A 20,710-nucleotide genomic window follows, 5' to 3' on the forward strand; every position below is an offset into this window, starting at 1 on the left:
GTGGAACACCCGCCCTACCGGCTCGCGGAGGAGTTCGACCGCTTCCTCGGCGACCCCGACGACCCCGACGAGGTCTTCTCCTACGCGCGCTGCGCGGAACTCGACGACAGGGAGGAGTTCCCCGCCGACATCTGCCGCCGCTTCGAGGAGTGGGGCCTGCCCGACCAGTACGTACCCGTCGAGCACGGCGGCCGGCTGCGCGACTACGAGCAGGTGCTCCAGCTCGTCCGCGCCGTCGCCCGCCGCGACCTGACCTGCGCCATCGGCCACGGCAAGACCTACCTCGGCGGGGTCTGCGTCTGGGTGGCGGGCTCCGCGGAACAGGGCGCCCGGCTCGGCGCGGACATCATGGCAGGGGTCCCGGTCTCCCTCGGCCTCACCGAACGCGCCCACGGCAGCGACCTGCTGGCCGGCGAGGTGCACACCGTTGGCGCGGCGCCCGGTACGCCGCCCGGGGCGGCCCCGGACGCGGCGTCCAGCGCGGCCTCTGACGCGGCGTCCGGAGTGGTCCGTGGACCGGCCCCCGACACGGCGTCCGGAGTGGCGCCCGAGGCGGCCCCTGAAGCGGCCCCCGACGGCACGGCGCCCGAGGCGGCCCCCGCCGCGGCTTCCAGCGCGGCCTCTGACGCGGCGTCCGGTGTGGTCCGTGGAGCGGCCCCTGAAGCGGTGTCCGGCGGTGCGGAGCACTGGCTGGTCAGCGGGGAGAAGTGGCTGATCAACAACGCCACCCGGGGGTCGGTGCTGTCGCTGCTGACCCGCACCCGCCCGGAGGGCGGCCCGCGCGGCTTCAGCGTCCTCCTCGTCGACAAGCGCGAACTCGACGAGGGCAGCTACCGCCACCTGCCGAAGATCCGCACCCACGGCATCCGCGGCGCCGACATCTCCGGCATCGCCTTCGACGGCGCCCGGGTGCCGCGCGGCGCGCTCGTCGGCGCCGAGGGCGCCGGACTGGAGATCGTGCTGAAGGCCCTCCAGCTCACCCGCACCATGTGCGCGGCGCTCTCGCTCGGCGCCGGCGACCACGCGCTTCGGCTCGGCCTTGACTTCGCCGAGGAACGCGAGCTGTACGGCAGGCGGCTGATCGATCTCCCGCAGGCCCGGCACCAGCTCACCGGCGCCGCCGCCGACGTTCTGCTGCACGAGGCGGTCGCCCTGGTCGCCGCCCGCGCCGTGCAGAGCCAGACGGCGGAACTCGGCGTCACCTCGGCCGTCACCAAGTATCTGCTGCCCACCGGCACCGACCAGGTCATCGCCGACCTGACCGGGCTGCTCGGCGCCCGCGCCTTCCTCAAGGGCGTGCACGCCGACGGCCGGTTCGCCAAGCTCCAGCGTGACCACCGCATCGTCGGGCTCTTCGACGGCAACACCCTGGTCAACCTCAACTCCCTGGTGAACCAGTTCCGTTCACTGGTGCGCGGCTTCAGTCGCGGCACCGGCGACACGGCGGGCGGCGCCACCGCCTGCGACCTCGGCGCACCGCTGCCGCCGCTGGACCCGGCGAAGCTGTCGCTTCTCGCCCGGCACGGCAGCGGACTCATGGCGGGGCTTCCCGCGTCCGTCGAGGAGGTCGCCCGGCGCGCGGTGCCGAACCCGGCGCTCGGCCCGGTCGCCGAGGCCGCGCGGCGGCTGCTCGCCGTCACCACCGCGGTGCACGCCGAGATGGAGGAGTACCAGGGGGCGCTCACCGAGGTGCCGCCCGCCGCCTTCGAGACCGCGCGCCGCTACACCCTGTGCTGGGCAGGGGCGGCCTGCCTCGGCCTGTGGACGCACAGCGTCGACCGCTTCGTCGGCGACCCCGGCGACCCCGGTGAGGCCGGTGCCCCCGCCGGTCCCGGTACCCCCGGCGGCCCCGGCGACTTCGCCACCGGTGTGCTGTGGCGTGACGGCCTGTGGCTGCACACCGCCCTCGACCGGCTCCTGGTCCGCCTCGGCGAACCGGCGGCGGCCGGCCCCGAGACCTACGAAGAACTGCTCGGCGCCCTGCGGGCGGCCCGCTCCTCGGGCCGGCTGTTCTCGCTGCTGCCGCAGCGGGGCCCCGAGCGGCGGCCCGCGGCGCCCGGCGAGAGGGACCAGAGGGACGAGAGGGAGAGGACGTCATGCTGATCGCCACCGAGGCCCAGGAGCCGCACCCGGCGGGAGCCGCCGGGGACGGTCAGGGGCCGGCGGGCCAGGAAGCGCGGGCCGCGGCACGCGTCGCCGAGCTGGACCGGCGCCTCGGCGACCCCACCGACGAGTCGGGCGAACTGTGCTACGCCCGGCTGATCGAGGCCGACGAGGCCGGTGAACTGTCCGCGGCCGGCGAGCGCGCCCTGGACGAACTGCGCCTCGGCGCCGACTTCGTGCCGAGCGCCGAGGGCGGCCGCCTGGAGCGGCTTGACACCCTGGTGCGCGTCATGCGCCAGGTGTTCCGCCGCGACGTCGCCCTCGGCCTCGGTTACGGCGTGACCTCCTTCATGGCCGCTGTGAACGTCTGGACCTCCGGCGACGCCGCGCAACGCGCCCGCCTCGCCCGGATCCTCACCGGCGGCGGCAAGGTCTCGGTCGCCTACCACGAACTCGCGCACGGCAACGACTTCGTACGCAACGAGTTCGCGGCCCGCCCCGCGCCGGACGGCGGATACCTGCTCAGCGGCGCCAAGCAGGTCATCAACAACGCCGACCGGGCGGACGCCTGGGTGCTGTTCGGCCGCACCAGCCCCGCACCGGGCAGCCGCAGCCACTCCGTGCTGTTCGTCGAGCGCGCGGGACTCGACGCGGACACCTGGCGGGTGCTGCCCCGCTACGACGCCGTCGGCGTGCGCGGCTGCCACCTGTCAGGACTGCGCTTCGACGACACACCGGTGCCGTCCTCGGCCCTGGTCGGCGCGAGCGGCACCGGCGTCGAAACCGCGCTGCGCGCCTTCCAGATCACGAGGGCCGCGCTCCCCGGCATGGCCGTCGGCACCACCGACACGGCCCTGCGCACCGTCGTGCGCTTCGCCCTGGGCCGCCGGCTCTACCGCAGGTCCGTCCTGGACATCCCGCACGCGAGGGCCACCCTGTCCGGCGCCTTCACCGACCTGCTGACCTGCGACAGCCTCTCGCTGGCCGCGACCCGGGCGGTGCATCTGCTGCCCGAGCAGACCAGCGTCCTCGCCGCCGCCGCCAAGTACCTTCTCCCGAAGCTGCTCACCGACGCCCTGCACGAGCTGTCCATCGTGCTCGGCGCCCGCTTCTACCTCCGCGACGGTGAGCACGGCATCTTCCAGAAGCACCTGCGTGACCTGCCCGTGCTCAGTCTCGGCCACGCCGGCTCCGCGGCCTGCCAGGCCACGATCATCCCCCAGCTGTCCCGGCTCGCCCGGCACTCCTGGTTCCGCGACGAACCGGCACCCGCGGACCTCTTCCGGCCGCGCGCCGGACTGCCTCAGCTGCCCTTCGACCGGCTCACCCTGGCCGGCGGGCGCGACGGGCTCGGCGCCACCCTGGTCGCCGCCGCCGACACACCGCCCGGCGCGAGCCCCGAGGAGCGGGCCGTGCACGGCCTCGTGCGGCACCTGGTGGACGAGCTGCGGCAGGTCCAGGAGGCCGCCAGGACCCTCGCGCCCCAGGACCGTACGGCGCTCGCCCGTCCCGCCGCGTTCGCGCTGGCCGACCGGTACGCCGTCCTGCTCGCGGCCGGAGCGGCGCTCGGCGTCCGGCAGCAGGCGGTGCGCGACGGCGGCGACGCGTATCTCGCCGACCCCGCCTGGCTCGCCGCCGCACTGCACCGGCTCGCCCGCCGGCTCGGCAGGCGGCCCGCCGCGCTCCCGGCGTCCGTGGACGCCCGGGTGCACGACGAAGTGCTGCGCCGATTCCACGCGCGCACCAGCTACGACCTGTACGACACCCCGCTCACCGGCTGACCGACGCCGGCCGGCCCGCCATGGACCCCGGCCGTCCACGACGGCCGCCGGACGGCACCGCGACAGCACGCCACCACCGCTCACCCCGCCGAGGAGTGCACCATGCCCGTTCCGACCACCGGACACACCACCGAGTCTTTGACCACGTGGTTGGCCGAGCGCATCGCCCTCTACCTCAAGCGGCAGCCCGCCGACATCGACCCGGACGTGCCGCTCGCGGAGTACGGCCTCGACTCCGTCGCCGCGCTCAGCCTGTGCGGCGACATCGAGGACGACTTCGACGTCGTGATGGAGCCGACGGTCGCCTGGGACTACCCGACCGTGCACGCGCTCGCCGGCCACCTGCTGGAGGAGCTGGCCGCGGACACCGCGCAGGGCGGCGCTTGATGGAACCCGTGGCCATCGTCGGCATCGACTGCAGATTCCCGGGGGCGCCCGACACCGGCGCCTACTGGGACCTGCTGATGCGCGGCGCAGACGGGGTGGGGCAGGTGCCCCGGCAGCGGTGGGACGCCGAGGCGTTCCACTCGCCGGCCGGGCAGGAGGGACGCACCAACACCACCGAGGGCGGCTTCATCGCCGACCCGGACGCCTTCGACAACGAGTTCTTCACCATCTCCCCGCGGGAGGCCGCCGCCATGGACCCCCAGCAGCGGGTGCTGCTGCAGTCCGCGTGGCGGGCGGTCGAGGACGCGGGAGTCGCGCCGCGCAACCTCGCCGGCACCCGCACCGGGGTGTTCGTCGGCATCATGGGCAACGAGTGGGCGCATCTGCACCTGACCGACTACGCCAACGTCACCGCCCAGGTCGGCTCCGGCAACGGCTACTGCATGACCGCCAACCGGATCTCCTACCACCTCGACCTGAAGGGCCCGAGCCTCGCCGTCGACACCGCCTGCTCGTCCTCGCTGGTCGCCGCGCACCTCGCGGTCAACGCCCTGCTGGCCGAGGAGTGCGACCACGCGCTCGTCGCCGGCGTCAACGTGGCCCTCACCCCGGCCCTGTCGATCTTCTACACCCAGGCCGGGCTCTCCGCCCCCGACGGCCGCTGCAAGCCGTTCAGCAGCGAGGCGAACGGCATCGGCCGCGGCGAGGGCGTCGGCACCGTCGTGCTGCGCAGGCTGCGGGACGCGATCGCCGACGGCCAGCGCGTGTACGCCGTCATCCGCGGCAGCGCCGTCAACCAGGACGGCCGCAGCAACGGGCTGACCGCGCCCAACCGGTGGGCCCAGCAGGAGGTGCTGGGCGCCGCCTACCGCAGGGCCGGGATCGAGCCCGGCGACGTGGTCTTCACCGAGGCCCACGGCACCGGCACCGCCCTAGGCGACATGATGGAGGTCAAGGCGCTCGGCCACCACCACGCCGGCCGCGCCGGCACGCCCATGGCGCTCGGGTCGGTCAAGGGCAACCTCGGCCACACCGAGGGCGCCGCCGGCATCGCCGGCCTGATCAAGGTCGCCCTGTCCCTGCACCACCGGGTGGTCCCGGCCAGCCGGTACGCGGCCAAGGAGAGCAAGCAGCTCAAGCTGCGCGACCACGGGCTGCGACTGCTGAAGGCACCGCTGCGGCTGCCCGCGGGACCCACCGTCGCCGGGCTCAGCAGCTTCGGCATGGGCGGCACCAACGCCCACGCCGTCCTGGAGTCCGCGCCCGCGCCCGCCGCCCGCCCCGTACCCGCGGCCGGCGCCGCGCCCGGCGGCATCGGCGCCGCCGTCTTCACCCTCACCGCGCCGAACGCCGAGGCGCTGCGCCGCAACCTGCTGGCCCAGGCGGACGCCGCCGCGGCCCGCCGGGTGCCGCTCGGCCCGCTGGCCAGGTCGAGCAACCGGGTCAAGACCGGCCACCGGCACCGCTTCGCGACCGCCGCCGGCGACACCGGTGAACTCGTCGCCCGCCTGCGCGAGTCGGCGGCCGACCCCGAACTGCTCGCCCGGCTGTGCGGCGGTCCGGCCGGCCGGCCGCGCATCGCGTTCCTGTTCACCGGTCAGGGCTCCCAGTTCCCGCGGATGACCGCCGCACTGCACGCGGGTTCGCCGCTGTACCGGCACTTCTTCGACGAGGCCGACGCCGCGCTGCTGCCGCACACCGGGCGGTCCGTGCGCGATCTGGTCCTCGCCGGCGACGAGGCGGTGCACCAGACCCGGTGGACTCAGCCGGCGCTGTTCGCGGTCGGCTACGCCCTCGGCCGCACCCTGACGGAACTCGGCGTGCACCCCGGCATGCTCCTCGGGCACAGCGTCGGCGAGTTCGCCGCCGCCGTGCTCGCCCGGGCGCTCCCGCTGGACGGCGCCGCCCGGCTGGTCGCCGCCCGCGGCGCCCTGATGCAGGAACTGCCCGCCGGCGGCGGCATGCTGGCCGTCCGGGCGGCCCCCGCCGACCTGGCGGAGTGGATCGAGTCGGAACCCCTCGTCGGCGTCGCCGCGGTCAACGGCCCCAATGCCACGGTGCTCTCCGGTGACCTGGCGGCGCTGGAACGCGTCGGCGCCGAGATCGCCGCGAAGGGGTTCGGCACCCGCAGGCTCCAGGTCTCGCACGCCTTCCACTCACCGCTGATGCGGCCCGTGCTGGACCGCTTCGCGGCGATCGCCGGCGAGGTCGGCGGCACGGTGCCCGAGATCCCGGTGTACTCGACCGTACGCGGCCGGGTGCTCGACGGCGAGGCGATGGACGCCCCGTACTGGGTCGAACACATCGGCGCCACCGTGCTGTTCGGCGACGCGGCCGGCGCGCTGCTCGCCGCGGACCCGACCCACCTGGTGGAGATCGGCCCCCAGCCGGTGCTCTCCGGGCTGGTGCGCCGCCTCGACGGGCCCGCCACGGGCGCCGACCCGGCCCATGTGCTGCCGGTGCGCGGCCCCGAGTCCGCCGGCCGTGACCTCGCCGAGGCGCTTGCCGAGCTGTACCGCGGTGGCGTCGAACCCCACTGGGACGCCGCGTACCCGGTGGGGGAACGGGTCGCGCACCCGCTGCCGCCGTACGCGTTCTCCACCCGGACGCGCTACTGGGCGAGGCATTCCGTGCGGAGCGCGGAAACGGCGGCCGGGCCCGCGGCCCCCGACCCCGTACCGCACCGGGACGCGCGGACCGCCCCCGGCCCCGCCGCCGTCCGAGCCCCGGACCGGCCCGCCGGCCCGGCGGACCCGGTCGCGGACGCCGTCCTCGACGCCGTACGGCTGGTCGGCGGCTACGCCGAGACCGAGATCCGCCCGCACGACCGGCTCTACGAGGACCTGGGCTTCGACTCCGTCATGATCATGGAACTGAAGAACCGGCTGGAGGCCCGGCTCGCCGGCATCGGCACCCTGACCGTCCAGGACCTGCTGCCCCGGCTCTCCTCCGTCGGCGACCTCGTCGCCTTCCTGCGCGAACGCGGCGCGAGTCCGGTCCCGCCCGGGCACCGCGGCGACGGCGCGCAGAACCAGACGCCCAGGCAACAGGAGACGGCATGACCACCCCGACGACCGCGACAAGCCATCTCGCCGCCATCGGCACCGCGCTGCCCGGGGACCCGGTGGACAACGCCACCCTGGCCAAGGTGCTCGGCATCAACGAGGAGTGGATCGAGGTCTTCATCGGCACCAGGACCCGGTACTTCGCGCGGGACCTCGGCACCGGCGTGGTGCGCTGGTCGCTCGCCGACCTGTGCGCGCAGGCCGCCGAGCGGGCGCTCGCCGCCCACGGCACCGACCCGTCCGAGATCGAGTTCATCGTGCTCGGCACGGCCACCCCCGACACCCTGATGCCCGCCACCGTCAACCATGTCGCCGACCAGCTCGGCCTCGACCAGGTGCCCACCTTCCAGCTCCAGTCCGGCTGCGCGGGCGCCGTACAGGCCCTCGGCGTCGCCCAGGCGATGATCGCCTCCGGTCAGTACCGCACCGGACTCGTCATCGGCGGCGACGTGTGCAGCAAACACCTCGACCTGGGGCGCGACGTGTCCGGCGCCGCCCCCGGCGACCTCGTCAACTACGTGCTGTTCGGCGACGGCGCGGGCGCGGCCGTCCTCACCGACGAGCCGCGCGGACAGGGCGTCGCGCTGCGCCACGTCCTCAACCGGTTCACCGGTCTGGGCCGTGCGCCCGGGCAGATCATCGAGTGGTTCGGGCTCGCCGACCGGTACGACGACCGGCAGGCCCTCACCGAGGACTACAAGGCCATCGAGGAGTCGGTGCCCGTCATGGCCGTCGAGATCCTCTGGGAGATGCTGGGCGAACTCGACTGGGAGGCCGACCAGCTCGACTATCTGCTGCCGCCCCAGCTGTCCGGCCGGATGACCCGCCGCATCACCGAGGAGCTCGACATGCCGACCGCGAAGGACATCTCGTGCGTCGCGGACACCGGCAACAACGGAAACGCCCTGCCCTTCCTGCAGATCGAGAAGTTGCTGGAGCGGATGTCCGGCGGCGAGCGGGCCCTCGCTCTCGCCGTCGAGTCCAGCAAGTGGATCAAGGCCGGCTTCGCACTGGAGAAGATATGAGCACCGACGGCACCGCCCCCGCGCCCGCCACGGGCGGCTTCACCCTCGACGACTACGTCCGGCTCGTCAACGACGAGATCGGCATGCCGCTCACCGCCGAACAGGTGGCCGCCGACTTCGACGAACTGCCCGACTGGGACTCGCTGTACCTCCTGAAGCTCGTCACCGCCCTGGAAGCCGCCATCGGCCGCAAGGTCCCGGTCGGCAGCATCCTGGAGGCCCGCAGCCTCAAGGAGATCCACGACCTGGCGGTGGGCGGGTGAGCACCACCGCCGCCGCCGTACGGCGCCGCCGCCACACCCTGTACTTCCTGGAGTGGGCGGCGGCCCAGCGGCCCGTGCACCTGGACACGGACGTCGACATGACCCGTATCCAGGCGCACCGTGCCGCCGCCCGGGAAGGCGGCCGGCGCTACTCGGTCGTCAGCTATCTGCTGTACGCGGCAGGCCGGGTCCTCGACCGGCACCCGGACGCCAACGCCGTCATGGCGCCCGGCTGGCCCGCGCTGCTGCGCCGCCCGAGGATCGTCCGCTTCGACGGCGTCACCGCCAAGGTCGCCCTCGACCGGCCCGTCGAGGGCGAGCGCACCGTCCTGTCGGCGCTCGTGCCCGGCCTTGAGGCGGCGAACCTGCGCGAGATCCAGCAGCGCATCGACCGCTACCGGGGGGAACAGGCCGCCGAACTCCCCGAGTTCAAGGGCGTACGGATGCTGGGCCGGCTTCCGGTCCCGGTCGGCAGGGCCGCCTTCGCCGCGGCGCTGCGCGACCCGCACCGGCGGGCCGGCGTCTTCGGCACCGTCTCGGTCAGCTCGCTCGGAAACCGGACCGTCGACGGCTTCCACTCGGCCGGCGGCACCGCCGTGACCCTGTGCGCCGGCCGCATCGTGGACCGTGCGGTGGTCCGCGACGGCGTCGTGGTGCCCGCGCCGATGATGCGGCTCGGACTCACCTTCGACCACCGGGTGATCGACGGCGCGACCGCGGCCGACGTGCTGTCCGATCTCCACCACACGATGGAGACCTTCGATGACGGCACCTGGGCGGCGGATTCCGGGACTGACCCTCGCGGAGCCGACCGCGATCCGCGGCCCCTCGGCGGGCTGGAGCAGAGTACGCGCTGACCTGGACCGGCACGGCGCCGTGGTGCTCGGCGCCCACCAGGACGACTGGCGACCGGAAGGGGCGGGCGAGCGGCGGCTGCGCGCGCTCCTCGGCCACGACTGGGAGCGCTACCGGGAACTGACGCATCCGAAGGTCCGTACCCGGTTCGCCGCCTCCCGCGTCCTGCTGAAGTTCGCCGCCGCGACGGCGCTCGGCGTGCGCCCCCAGTGCGTCGAACTCGGCTACGGCCTCACCGGACGCCCCTGTCTGCGCGGCTACGACGGCCTGCACATCAGCCTCAGCCACACCGATGACCTGCTGCTGGTCGGCCTCGCCACCGACGGCGCCATCGGCGTCGACGCCGAACGCGGCGACCGCGTCCTGTACGGCTCGGGCATCGGCCGGCACATGTGCACCCCGTACGAGACGGAACGGATCGAGGCCCTGCCCCTCGCGGAGCGCAACCCGGCCCTGCTGCGCCTGTGGACCCTGAAGGAGGCATACAGCAAGGCCATCGGCCTCGGCCTGCTGTTCCGCTTCACCGACTTCGGCTTCAGTCCGGACCGGGCGCCCACGGATGTGCTGCGCCCCGACGGCACCCCCGGCACGGTCGGTGCCTGGGCCTTCCACACCCTGTCGTTCGCCGGCCGCTACACCCTGGGCGTCGCGGTCGGCGACGCCGGCTTCGGCCGCACCGCGGATGTGGCGGCGGCCACGGCACTCGACCCGGGCATCGTCGACATGCTGGTGGCGGCGCAGCGCGAACAGCAGCCGTAGCCGCCCGCCCGGCGCCGGGGACGGTCCCGCGGCACCGGGCGGGCGGCCCTCACGCGGCCCGTCGGCCCGGCCCTACCGGATGGAACAGCCAGACCCCGGGCCTGACTTCGAGCGGGATCGAGGCCGCCGCGGCCGACTGGCCGGACCCGAGTGCCAGGCGCAGGGCCAGGGCCGTGCGCCGCGCGTACTCCGTCCAGCGGTGGTCGCCGGCGCGGCGCGCGGCGTCCTCGCACTCCTCCAGGCGGGCCAGCGCCTCCTCGTGGCGGCCCTCGCGCTGCGCCACCAGGGCCAGTCCGCGCAGCGACTCGGCGGCGCCCCGCACGTCGTCGTCCAGCCGGCTCACCGACAGGGCGCGTGCGTAGCCCCGTCCGGCCCGGGCGACCTGCCCCATCGCGAGGAGCGCGTCCGCCTCAGCGGACAGACAGCGGCCCGCCGCCGCCCGGTCACCGTGGCGGGTGAACAGGTCACCGGCGAGCCGGTACCGTTCGACGGCCTGCCCGGTCCGGTGGCGCTGCCAGGCCAGGTCGCCGAGGGAACGCAGGATCACGGCCTGCGCGTGCACGTCACCGGCCGTGCGGGCCGCGTCCAGCGCGAGGTCGTGCGTCGACTCCCACTCGTCCCACAGGGCGCCCGCCTCGTAGTAGCCGGAGGCGGCCGAGGCCAGCGCGCAGCACAGCGACCACAGCCCGGCCGCATGGGCCTGCCGCACGGCCTCCGACAGGCCCGCGGACTCCTCCTGGAACCACCGCAGCGGCGCGCGGCCGACCATCTCCTCGGGCGGTATCCCGGCCACCGGTTCGCCGTCGTGGGCGAGCAGGTCCCGGCCGGGCGCCAGCTGTGCGTCGGCGTACCGGGCCGCCGCCAGGTAGGCACGGCACAGCCGTGCCACGGCCGCGGGGCCCTCCTGCGGCAACTCCTCGGCCAGGACGTCGAGGGCCAGCGAGCGCAGCAGCGCGTGGAAGCCGTAGCGGACGGGGGCCAGCCGCCCCGGCCGCCGCCGCGCCTGAAGCAGATGGGCCTGCACCAGCCGCTCGGTGAGCCGTTCGGCCCGAGCCGGGTCGGTGCCGAGCAGCGCGGTCGCGGTCCACGGCGCGAAGTCGGGCAGCGGGGCAAGCGCGAGCATCCGGAAGGCGTGCCGGGCCTCCTCGTCCACGTCGTGGTAGGCGGTCAGCAGGGTGCTGCGCACATCGAGGTCGCCGAGGGCGAGCGCGGCCAGCCGGGTCCGTTCGTCACGCAGCCGCTGGGCGAGCCCGGCGGCGGTCCAGTGCGGTCGGGCGACGAGCCCGGCGGCGGCCACCCGAAGGGCCAGCGGCAGACGTCCGCACAGCCGGGCGATCTCCGCCGCCGCCTCGGCGTCGTCCCGCATCCGCTGTCCGCCGCACGCGGCGAGCAGCGCCTCGGCCTCGGCCGCGGAGAGCACGTCGCAGGTCAGCTGCCGCACGCTCGCCAGCGCGCCGAGCACCTGACGGCTCGTCACGATCACCGTGCTGTCGGGCAGCGCCGACAGCACCGGCCGCACCTGCGCCTCCGAGACGGCGTCGTCCAGGACGACCAGCATCCTGCGGCCCTCGGTGGCCCGGTGCAGCAGCTCCGCGAGTTCCGCCTCCGACGACGGCAGCGGCGTGGTGTCCACGTCACCTGCCGCGCCCGGCGCCCGCGGCACGCGCAGCCGTCGCAGCAGGGTGGCCATGGCGGTCCTCGGTTCCACGGCCCGCCCGCCGGCGTCCCGCAACGTCACCAGGATCCGCCCGTCGGGGAACCGGTCGGCGGCGCCGTGGGCCAGTCGCACGGCCAGCGCCGTCTTTCCGGCGCCCGCCCGGCCCGACACCACGAGCACCCTGTTGCGGCCGGCGGTGTCGTTCGCCAGCAGCCGCTCGCCGGCGGCCAGTTGCTCCTGGCGTCCGGTGAAGTCCGACACGGCGGGCGGCAGCCACACCGTGGGGCCCGCGGCCCGGCCGCCGCCCGCGGACTCCCGGGCCGGTCCGCCGGGTGCCGCGCCGGCCGGGCCGTCGCCGGATCCGCCGGCCGTGGCGAGCCGGCGCTCCGGCCCGCCGTGCCGGGCCAGCGAGGGATCGGAGGCGAGGATGCGTTCCTGGAGCCTGCTCAGCACCGGCCCGGGCTCCACCCCCAGCTCCTCGACGAGCGAGCGCCGCGCCTGCTGATAGACCTGGAGGGCGTCGGACTGCCGGCCGGACCGGTACAGCGCCACCATCAGATGACAGTGCAGCGTCTCGCGCAGCGGGTGTTCATGGGCCAGGGCCATCAGCTCACCGACCAGTTCCTGGTGCAGCCCGAGCCGCAGGTCCGCGGAGATCCGCTGTTCCAGCACCTCCGCGCGCAGCTCGTTCAGCCGGATCGCGGAGGTCTCCAGCGAGGGACCGTGCGGTATGCCCGACAGCGCGGGTCCCGTCCACAGTCCGAGCGCCCGGCCCAGCGCCCGCGAGGCGGCCTCGTACTCGCCGCGGCCGTAGGCGGCCCGGCCCTCGGCCCGCAGCGACTCGAAGACGGCCAGGTCCAGTTCCTCCGGGGCGACCCGCATCAGATAGCCGGGCGGCCGGGTCAGCAGGGGCTGCGCCGCGCCCGGCCGGGCCCCGGCGCCGTCGGTGCCCTCCAGCAGGGCCTTGCGCAACTGGGACACATACACCTGAAGGGTGGTGGTGGCCGTGCGCGGTGGCCGCGCCCCCCACAGTTCGTCGATCAGCGTGTGCGTGGAGACCACCGTGTTGCGCTGTACCAGCAGGGTGGCGAGGACCGCGCGCGGCTTGGCCGCGGACGGCGTACGAGGCGTCATGTGCACGGGGCCGAGCACTCGGTATCTCATCGCGCGGCTCAGCAGTCCTGCAGCACGGACGCGGAGACGCGGGCCACGACCCGGCTGCCCTGGAGGAAGGAGAGCCGCAGCTCGACCACCGGCCGGCCCTCCGCGTCCCGGCTCACCCGTCCGTCCGTGCGGCGCGCGCCCTCGCGCACCGTGCAGCGCAGCGGCAGCCCCGGCTCGGCGAAGCCCCGGAACGTGGCCTGCCAGCGGGACAGCACGGCATACGAGGGCACGAAGCCGCGCAGTGCGGCGGTGGCGAGCAGGCCCACCTGGCGGGACACCTCCAGGAACAGCAGCGGCGGCACCTCGCCCGGCGCGTCGGCCTCAAGGCGCAGCCCGGCCGCCGCCCTCGCGTCGACGGGGAAGTCCAGTTCCTCGTGGCCGGCCGTCCCGGTGTGCTCGGGCAGCCCGACCAGGACGTTGCGGGCGTCCCGGTGCCCCACCTGGTCGGGCAGCGGCACGCCCGCGGGCCGCCGGTCCTCGTCCCGGTCCGCTCCTGACTCCTCGCTCTGCCGCCGCCCGAGGTCGCGGTGGCCGCGGTAGACGCCCTGGGTGAGGAAGACCAGCCGGGCCGAGGCGGTGCCGCAGCGCTCGCCGTCGATGAGGACGGCGGCCTCGCAGTCCAGGCCGCGCGGCACACCGGCCACGACGTCGAGCGGTGTCATCCCGAGTTCCAGGGCGATCCCGGCCGGCGGGCCGCCGCGCCGCCAGGCGTCCAGCCGGGTGATCGCGGCGCTGCCCGAGGCCACCACGGGGTGCCAGCCGGGCGGCACTCTGAAGTACCGGCGCGCCGCGAACAGCATGGTCTGGCGCAGCGACTCCACGGGGAACAGCAGATCGTGGTACCGCGTCGCACTGTCACCGAACAGCGGGTGTTCTTCGGGCAGTTGTGCAGAGAATGCGAAGTTCTGCCGTACCGGCGCGGTCGCCTTCAGCAGAAATGCCTCGGGGCTGGCCGGCCTGTGGACCAGATGGTGCGCTCCGAGGAGGGAGGGGGACGGTGCGGTGTGGGTGTCCATGGGATTCCTCTGCGGCGGTGTCCGGCGGCTCTGCGGAACGCTTGCTGGGCACGTGCGCTTGACGGGGTGCACGTTGCCCGACTCCGCTGAAGGACGGGGGAAGCCGCACTGAAGCCCGGGAGCCCACACCCCCGCGACCTGGCAGGTTCAGCCCGCCCGTGCCGGTTCCGCCGCCACGACCGGATGGTCCCTGGGCAGCAGCCGCGCCCCGCTGGGCAGGTCCGGCGAAGTCCCTCGCGGTTCGGCAGCGCCCCGCAGGGGCGCGGGGGACTGCGCGACCGGCCCCGGTGGTGCCGCAGACGACCGACGGCACGGCGCGGCATTTCCGGCGGAGCGCTCGGCGCCGCCGGACGCGCCGGTTCCGGTCGTCGTGAAGACCTCCCGTTCGGCGGTGAGATAGCCGGACCACTCGTCGGGCAGGGCGTCCTCGTAGAAGATCGCCTCCACCGGGCAGACGGGCTCGCAGGCGCCGCAGTCGACGCATTCGTCCGGGTTGACATACATCTTGCGCGGGCCTTCGTAGATGCAGTCGACGGGGCACTCCTCTACGCAGGCCATGTCCTTGAGGTCCACGCAGGGCTGGGCGATGACGTACGTCACGGGCTCTCCACGGTCCAGGTGTCGGTGCCGGCGAGGAGGGCGGCGAGATCGCCCTTGCCCTGCCGCTCGACGGCGGTTTCGAGTTGGCCGGACATCAGGGCGTCGTAGACCGGCCGGGCCACGGACCGGAAGACACCGATGGGCGTGCGGTGCAGGGTGTCGGGGTCGGAGAGGCGGGACAGGGCGAACGCCGTGGCCGGCGAGGCAGCGTGGGCGTCGTGGACGAGGACCTGTGCCTCGTTGCCCCGGGTGAGGGTGACCACCCGCAGATCGCCGGTTGGCGCATCGCGTACGACGCCCTGGGCGCGGTCGGCGCCGCAGCGGATCGCCCGGCCGTGCTCCAGGCGGATCACGGCGTCCTCGGCCCGCCGGCGGTCCCGGACGGCGTCGAAGGCGCCGTCGTTGAAGATGTTGCAGTTCTGGTAGATCTCGACCAGCGCGGTGCCGGGGTGGGCGGCGGCCTGCCGCAGCACCTCGGTGAGATGGGCGCGGTCGGAGTCCACGGTGCGGGCCACGAAGGACGCCTCGGCGCCGATGGCCAGGGACACCGGGTTGAAGGGCGCGTCGAGCGAGCCCATCGGGGTCGATTTGGTGATCTTGCCGACCTCGGATGTGGGGGAGTACTGGCCCTTGGTGAGGCCGTAGATCCGGTTGTTGAACAGCAGGATCTTCAGGTTGACGTTGCGGCGCAGCGCGTGGATGAGATGGTTGCCGCCGATGGACAGGGCGTCCCCGTCACCGGTGACGACCCACACGGACAGATCGCGGCGCGAGGTGGCGAGCCCGGTGGCGATCGCGGGGGCGCGGCCGTGGATGGAGTGCATCCCGTAGGTGTTCATGTAGTACGGGAAGCGGGAGGAGCAGCCGATGCCGGAGACGAAGACGATGTTCTCCCGGGCCAGGCCGAGTTCGGGCATGAAGCCCTGCACGGCCGCCAGGATCGCGTAGTCGCCGCAGCCGGGGCACCAGCGCACCTCCTGGTCGGACTTGAAGTCGCGTGCCGACAGCGGAACGTCCGCCTTCGGCACCAGGGACAGGGCCTCAACGGGCATGGACGGCCTCCTTGAGAACGGTGACGAGCCGCTCGACCCTGAACGGCATGCCGTCGACCTGGCTGTACGAGTCCGCGTCGACCAGGTATCTGGCCCGCAGCAGGGCGGCGAGCTGGCCGAGGTTCATCTCGGGGACGACGACCTTGTCGTAACGCGCCAGCGCCGCCCCGAGGTTGGCGGGGAACGGGTTGAGGTGACGCAGATGGGCCTGGGCGATCGGCTCGCCCGCCGCGCGCAGCCCGCGGACGGCGGCCGTGATCGGCCCGTAGGTGGATCCCCAGCCGAGGACGAGCGTGCGGGCGCGGTGCGGGTCGTCGACCGTGAGATCGGGTACGGCGATGTTGTCGACCTTGGCCTGGCGGGTGCGGACCATGAAGTCGTGGTTGGCCGGGTCGTAGGAGATGTTCCCCGTGCCGTCCTGCTTCTCGATGCCGCCGATGCGGTGCTCAAGACCCGGCGTGCCGGGCACCGCCCAGGGCCGGGCCAGCGTCTCGGGGTCGCGCTTGTACGGCCGGAACACCTCGGTGCCGTCGTCCAGGGTGTGGTTCGGTCCGGTGGCGAAGGGCACGCGCAGATCGGGCAGTTCGGTGAGGCGGGGGATGCGCCAGGGCTCGGAGCCGCCCGCGAGGTAGCCGTCGGAGAGCAGCAGGACCGGGGTGCGGTAGGTCAGCGCGATCCGGGCCGCGTCGAGCGCGGCGTCGAAGCAGTCGGCGGGGGTCCGCGGGGCGAGTACGGGCACGGGGGCCTCGCCGTTGCGGCCGTACATGGCCTGGAGCAGGTCGGCCTGCTCGGTCTTGGTGGGCAGGCCGGTGGAGGGTCCGCCGCGCTGGATGTCCACGACCAGCAGCGGCAGTTCCAGGGACACCGCGAGCCCGATGGTCTCCGACTTCAGTGCCACGCCGGGACCTGAGGTGGTGGTCACGGCGAGGGCCCCGCCGAACGCGGCGCCGAGCGCGGCGCCGACGGCGGCGATCTCGTCCTCGGCCTGGAAGGTCCGTACGCCGAAGTTCTTGTGCCGGGACAGCTCGTGCAGGATGTCCGAGGCCGGGGTGATCGGATACGACCCCAGGTAGAGCGGCAGGTCCGCCTGCCGGGACGCGGCGATCAGCCCGTAGGACAGCGCCAGGTTCCCGGAGATGTTGCGGTACGTGCCGGCCGGGAACGCCTCGGCGGCGGGCGCCACCTCGTAGGAGACGGCGAACTCCTCGGTGGTCTCGCCGAAGTTCCAGCCGGCCCGGAACGCGGCGACGTTCGCCTCGGCGATCCGCGGCTTCTTGCCGAACTTCCGCCGCAGGAACGCCTCGGTGCCCTCGGCCGGGCGGTGGTACATCCACGACAGCAGGCCCAGCGCGAACATGTTCTTGCTCCGCTCGGCCTCCTTGCGGGTCAGCCCGAAGTCCTTCAGCGCCTGCACGGTCAGCGTGGTCAGCGGCACCGGGTGCAGCGCGTAGGCGTCCAGGGAGCCGTCCTCAAGCGGGGAGGCGGCCCAGCCGGCTCTCGTCAGCGCGCGCCCGGTGAACTCGTCGGAGTCGACGATGATCTCGGCGCCGCGCGGCAGATCGCCGAGGTTCGCCCGCAGGGCGGCCGGGTTCATCGCCACCAGCACGTCCGGTGCGTCGCCGGGGGTGAGGACGTCGTGGTCGGCGAACTGCACCTGGAAGGAGGACACGCCCGGCAGGGTGCCGGCGGGCGCCCGGATCTCGGCGGGGAAGCTCGGCAGCGTCGCCAGGTCGTTGCCGAAGGACGCGGTCTGCGCGGTGAAGCGGTCACCGGTGAGCTGCATTCCGTCGCCGGAGTCCCCCGCGAACCGGATGACCACCCGGTCCAGACGGCGGACTTCGCGCGCCGTCCCGTCTCTGACGTCGGGGGCGCTCGTGCCCCCGGTGTCACTCGTGTCAGTCGTCTCAACGGCCACCGGCCGCTCCTTCCCGTCGACGCAGCTGGCTGCCTGCCGCCGCACGCTAGTGAGCGCCCCTTGCGACCGGCCAAAGCGCCCCGCGGGGCCCCGGGCCCCGACAACACGCCCATGCCGGGTGGGTGCCGGCCTGATCTCGGCCGTGGGTGGCGGTCCGACGGGCGGTGCGGTGGGCGTCGACCGCCGGTGGCCTGCCGACACCTCGCGAGAACGGCGGGCGCGCCCTGAGCCATGGCCCCGCGGACGGTCCGCCGCCACGTGTGCGGGGGCCGTCCGGGGGCGGTGCGGGGCGGCTGGTGACCGCTGCGGGTGTGGGTGTCGGCTTGGGTTCGGTCGTGGGTGCCGGGTCGGCGGGCGGCGGGGTGGGCGTGGTGCCCGCGGGCGATTCCAGGCTGCCTGCCGCCCGCCTCGGGCACGGCCCGCCCCGCGAGGCCCGCGGACGGTCCGCCGTCACGTGCGGTGAGGCCGTCCGGGGGCGGTGCGGGGCGGCTGGTGACCGCTGCGGGTGTGGGTTGCGGTGGGGCGGGTGGGCGCCGGCTCGGTCATCAGCCGGGGTTGCCGGGTCGACGGTCGGCCCGGCGGACGCGGCACCCGCGGCCGACCGCCGTCGGCGTGCCGCCCGTCCCGCGAGGACCGCGGGCGCGGCCCGGGCCATGGGCCCGCGGACAGCCCGCCGTCACGCGGGGTGGATTCGTCCGGAGGTGGTGCGGGGCCGCTGGTGACCGCCGCGGGCGCGGGCTCCGGCGTGCGGGAAGGGCGTTGGCTGGGTCACAGCCGTGGGGTGCCCGGTCGGCGGTCGGTGTGGTGGACCTGGCTCCCCGCGGCCGACCATCAACGGTCCGCCGCCCGTCCCGCGAGGACCGTCAACGTGCCCCAGGTCACGGTCCCGCGGACGGCCCGTTGTCAGGCGTGGTGGATTCGCCCGGGGGCGGTGCGGGGCGACCGGTAGCCGTCGTGGACGCCGGCTGCGGTGGGCCGGGTGGGCGCCGGCTCGGTCACCAGCCGGGGTTGCCGGGTCGACGGTCGGCCCGGCGAACGCGGCACCCGCGGCCGACCGCCACCGGCTTGCCGTCCGGTCCGCGAGGAGCGTGGGCGCGGTGTTGTCGTCATGGCAGCCAGTCCGCGTCTCGGGCGATGCGGATCGCGTCGACGCGGTTACGCGCGTTGAGCTTGCTGACGATGGTGGTCAGGTAGTTGCGCACCGTGCCCGCCGACAACCGCAGCATGGACGCGATCTCCCGGGCCTCCGCGCCCTCCGCCGCGAGCCGCAGCACCTGGGTCTCCCGGTCGGTGAGCGGGCTCTCGAACTCGCCCCAGGCGGCCAGCGCCAGCTCCGGGTCCACGGCCCGGTGACCGGCCGCCACCCGCCGTACCGCCAGGGCGAGTTCGCCGGACGGCGCGTCCTTGAGGAGATAGCCGGAGACCCGTGCCTCCAGGGCCCGGCGCAGCGTGCCGGGGCGGCCGAGGCTGGTCAGGATGAGAGTGCGGCACTGGGGGAGCCGTTCCCGCAGCAGGGTCGCGGCCGACAGCCCGTCGACACCGGGCAGGTCGATGTCGATGATGGCCACATCGGGCCGGTGCTTGAGCGCCATGTCGACGATCTGGTCGCCGCGTTCCACCTCGCAGACCACTTCGAGATCGTCCTGGAGGTTCAGCAGTGCGACCAGGGCGCCGCGGACCATGTTCATGTCCTCGGCGAGCAGTATCCGTATCACTGAGCTCCCGTCTGCGGTCCGTGAGGGGCCGGATCGTGGCGAGGTGTCGTGGTCCGTACTGTTGCCGCAAAGGCACGTGATCATGCGGCCGATCCGTTGCGCGGGACCATGATGTCCCGTGGTTCCGCGGAGGTTTCCGGTGGTTTTCTGACGGGCGCTTCCGCGACGAGGCGGAATGTGCCGTCCTTTCCGGCACCCGATTCGAGGCGCCCGCCTATTGCGGTCATACGGGTGCGCAGGTTGCCGAGCCCGTTGCCGCTGTGCGGCGCCGGGTTGTGGTAGGCGGGATCGACACCGTCGTTTTCCACCAGGAGCCTTACGACACCGTCGTGCCGGGCGACGCTGATGCGGCAGTGCGCGGCGTTGCTGTGCCGCAGCAGATTGGTGACGGCTTCGCGCAGGGTGGTGGCGAACGCGGTGTCCAGGTGCGGGGAGAGCGCGCCGAGTTCGCCTTCCGTGCGTACCTGGAGGCCGGCGGCGTGCAGTATGGACTGCGCCGCCTTGATCTCCTGCTGGAGCGACAGGGTGCGGTAACCGCTGGCGGCCTTGCGGACATCGGTGAGGGACTGGCCGGCGATGGCCAGGACCTCGTCGATCTCCTTCATGGCGCGGGCGGGCTGGGTCGCGATGAGCTGGTGGACGAGTTCGCTCTTGAGCGTGATGGCGGAGAGGCTGAAGCCGAGGAGGTCGTGCAGGTCGCGGGCGAAGCGGAGGCGTTCCCCGGTGACCGCCTGCCGGGCCAGTTCGCCCCGGGTGGTGTGCAGGTGCGTGATGAGCCCGCTGAGCCGGGCGAGCCCGTACAGCACGAGCCCGCTGAGCAGGGTGGTGTGGGTGAGGTGGACGCTCTGGAGCGGGGGACGGCCCTGGAGCAGGGCCGGGACGAGGACGCTGAGCCCCACGGCCGCGTACAGGGGCCAGGCCGCGCGGCGGGGCAGCAGGAGCAGGAGCGAGGCGGCGAGGCAGCCGGCCATGCTCTCCCAGAGGACCTGGAAGATCACGAGCGGCAGATAGGTCAGGAGCGCCTGCACGGCCAGGGTCAGGCAGCTGCGCCTGAGGGACGCCCGGTCGCCGGACGGCGCGCTGTGCAGGAGTTGCAGCGCGAGCAGCGCGGGAAGCAGGACCAGGCCCGTCGCCTGGGCCGCTGGGGAGGCGCCGGAGGTCAGGATGCCGGTCGTGGTGAGGAGCGCGTGGCCCAGCAGCGCGGTGACGAGGACGGTGCGGGCGATCCGGGGTGCGGGGAGGTGATGGACGGGTCCGGGCGGGGCCACCGCCCCGGGTCTGCCGCCCCTCGACTCGTCCGCACTGTCGGAACGGTCGTGACTGTCCATCATCCGCACGGCCTCTCGCAACTAT

Annotated in this window: 14 protein-coding genes and 1 pseudogene; 8 read left to right on the forward strand and 7 right to left on the reverse strand. The window is 74.3% G+C overall.

The annotated features are described in order from the left end of the window. The 8 genes from AC27LF_RS00845 to AC27LF_RS00880 all read left to right on the forward strand — a co-directional run bounded on the left by AC27LF_RS00845 (position 1) and on the right by AC27LF_RS00880 (position 10,238). A complete protein-coding gene (locus AC27LF_RS00845; protein ID WP_479657977.1) occupies positions 1-2,103 on the forward strand; it encodes an acyl-CoA dehydrogenase family protein in 2,103 nt (700 codons plus the stop codon). Then, positions 2,097-3,884, forward strand: a complete 1,788-nt coding sequence (locus tag AC27LF_RS00850; protein ID WP_479657976.1) for an acyl-CoA dehydrogenase family protein — start codon at positions 2,097-2,099, stop codon at positions 3,882-3,884. The genes AC27LF_RS00845 and AC27LF_RS00850 overlap by 7 nt, the downstream gene beginning before the upstream one ends. 102 nt (positions 3,885-3,986) lie before the next feature. Continuing rightward, positions 3,987-4,271, forward strand: coding sequence for an acyl carrier protein (locus tag AC27LF_RS00855; protein WP_388704254.1), 285 nt, complete (start codon positions 3,987-3,989; stop codon positions 4,269-4,271). Further along, entirely contained in the window at positions 4,271-7,333 is a 3,063-nt protein-coding gene (locus AC27LF_RS00860) for a type I polyketide synthase (protein WP_479657975.1), read from the forward strand. Before AC27LF_RS00855 ends, AC27LF_RS00860 begins: the two co-directional genes overlap by 1 nt. Next, positions 7,330-8,361 (forward strand): 3-oxoacyl-ACP synthase III family protein, encoded by a 1,032-nt coding sequence (locus AC27LF_RS00865; protein WP_479657974.1) that lies wholly within the window; start codon positions 7,330-7,332, stop codon positions 8,359-8,361. The genes AC27LF_RS00860 and AC27LF_RS00865 overlap by 4 nt, the downstream gene beginning before the upstream one ends. Continuing rightward, a complete protein-coding gene (locus AC27LF_RS00870) occupies positions 8,358-8,624 on the forward strand; it encodes an acyl carrier protein (RefSeq protein WP_479657973.1) in 267 nt (88 codons plus the stop codon). Before AC27LF_RS00865 ends, AC27LF_RS00870 begins: the two co-directional genes overlap by 4 nt. Further along, complete coding sequence (locus tag AC27LF_RS00875) at positions 8,621-9,481, forward strand: 2-oxo acid dehydrogenase subunit E2 (RefSeq protein ID WP_479657972.1); 861 nt, start codon at positions 8,621-8,623, stop codon at positions 9,479-9,481. The genes AC27LF_RS00870 and AC27LF_RS00875 overlap by 4 nt, the downstream gene beginning before the upstream one ends. Then, complete coding sequence (locus tag AC27LF_RS00880; protein WP_479657971.1) at positions 9,387-10,238, forward strand: 4'-phosphopantetheinyl transferase family protein; 852 nt, start codon at positions 9,387-9,389, stop codon at positions 10,236-10,238. Before AC27LF_RS00875 ends, AC27LF_RS00880 begins: the two co-directional genes overlap by 95 nt. A gap of 49 nt (positions 10,239-10,287) precedes the next feature. On the opposite strand, the gene AC27LF_RS00885 is transcribed toward AC27LF_RS00880, so the two are convergent. The 7 genes and pseudogenes from AC27LF_RS00885 to AC27LF_RS00915 form a co-directional block, all read right to left on the reverse strand. Further along, on the reverse strand, positions 10,288-13,059 hold the full coding sequence (locus AC27LF_RS00885) for an AfsR/SARP family transcriptional regulator (protein ID WP_479657970.1): 2,772 nt from the start codon (positions 13,057-13,059) through the stop codon (positions 10,288-10,290). Positions 13,060-13,067: 8 nt separating this feature from the next. After that, positions 13,068-14,075, reverse strand: a complete 1,008-nt coding sequence (locus AC27LF_RS00890) for an AfsA-related hotdog domain-containing protein (RefSeq protein WP_479657969.1) — start codon at positions 14,073-14,075, stop codon at positions 13,068-13,070. Positions 14,076-14,408: 333 nt separating this feature from the next. Beyond that, positions 14,409-14,675, reverse strand: a pseudogene (fdxA, locus tag AC27LF_RS00895) (ferredoxin); the annotation flags it as partial. After that, positions 14,672-15,727 (reverse strand): 2-oxoacid:ferredoxin oxidoreductase subunit beta, encoded by a 1,056-nt coding sequence (locus tag AC27LF_RS00900; protein ID WP_479657968.1) that lies wholly within the window; start codon positions 15,725-15,727, stop codon positions 14,672-14,674. The gene AC27LF_RS00900 and the pseudogene fdxA, both read right to left, overlap by 4 nt. After that, positions 15,717-17,555, reverse strand: a complete 1,839-nt coding sequence (locus tag AC27LF_RS00905; RefSeq protein ID WP_479658012.1) for a 2-oxoacid:acceptor oxidoreductase subunit alpha — start codon at positions 17,553-17,555, stop codon at positions 15,717-15,719. Before AC27LF_RS00905 ends, AC27LF_RS00900 begins: the two co-directional genes overlap by 11 nt. A gap of 1,193 nt (positions 17,556-18,748) precedes the next feature. Then, positions 18,749-19,357: a response regulator transcription factor gene (locus AC27LF_RS00910; RefSeq protein WP_404029766.1), complete on the reverse strand. Its 609-nt coding sequence runs from the start codon at positions 19,355-19,357 to the stop codon at positions 18,749-18,751. A gap of 80 nt (positions 19,358-19,437) precedes the next feature. Beyond that, positions 19,438-20,625 (reverse strand): sensor histidine kinase, encoded by a 1,188-nt coding sequence (locus AC27LF_RS00915; RefSeq protein ID WP_479657967.1) that lies wholly within the window; start codon positions 20,623-20,625, stop codon positions 19,438-19,440. Positions 20,626-20,710 lie beyond the last annotated feature (85 nt).

Source organism: Streptomyces diversicolor (assembly GCF_057537855.1).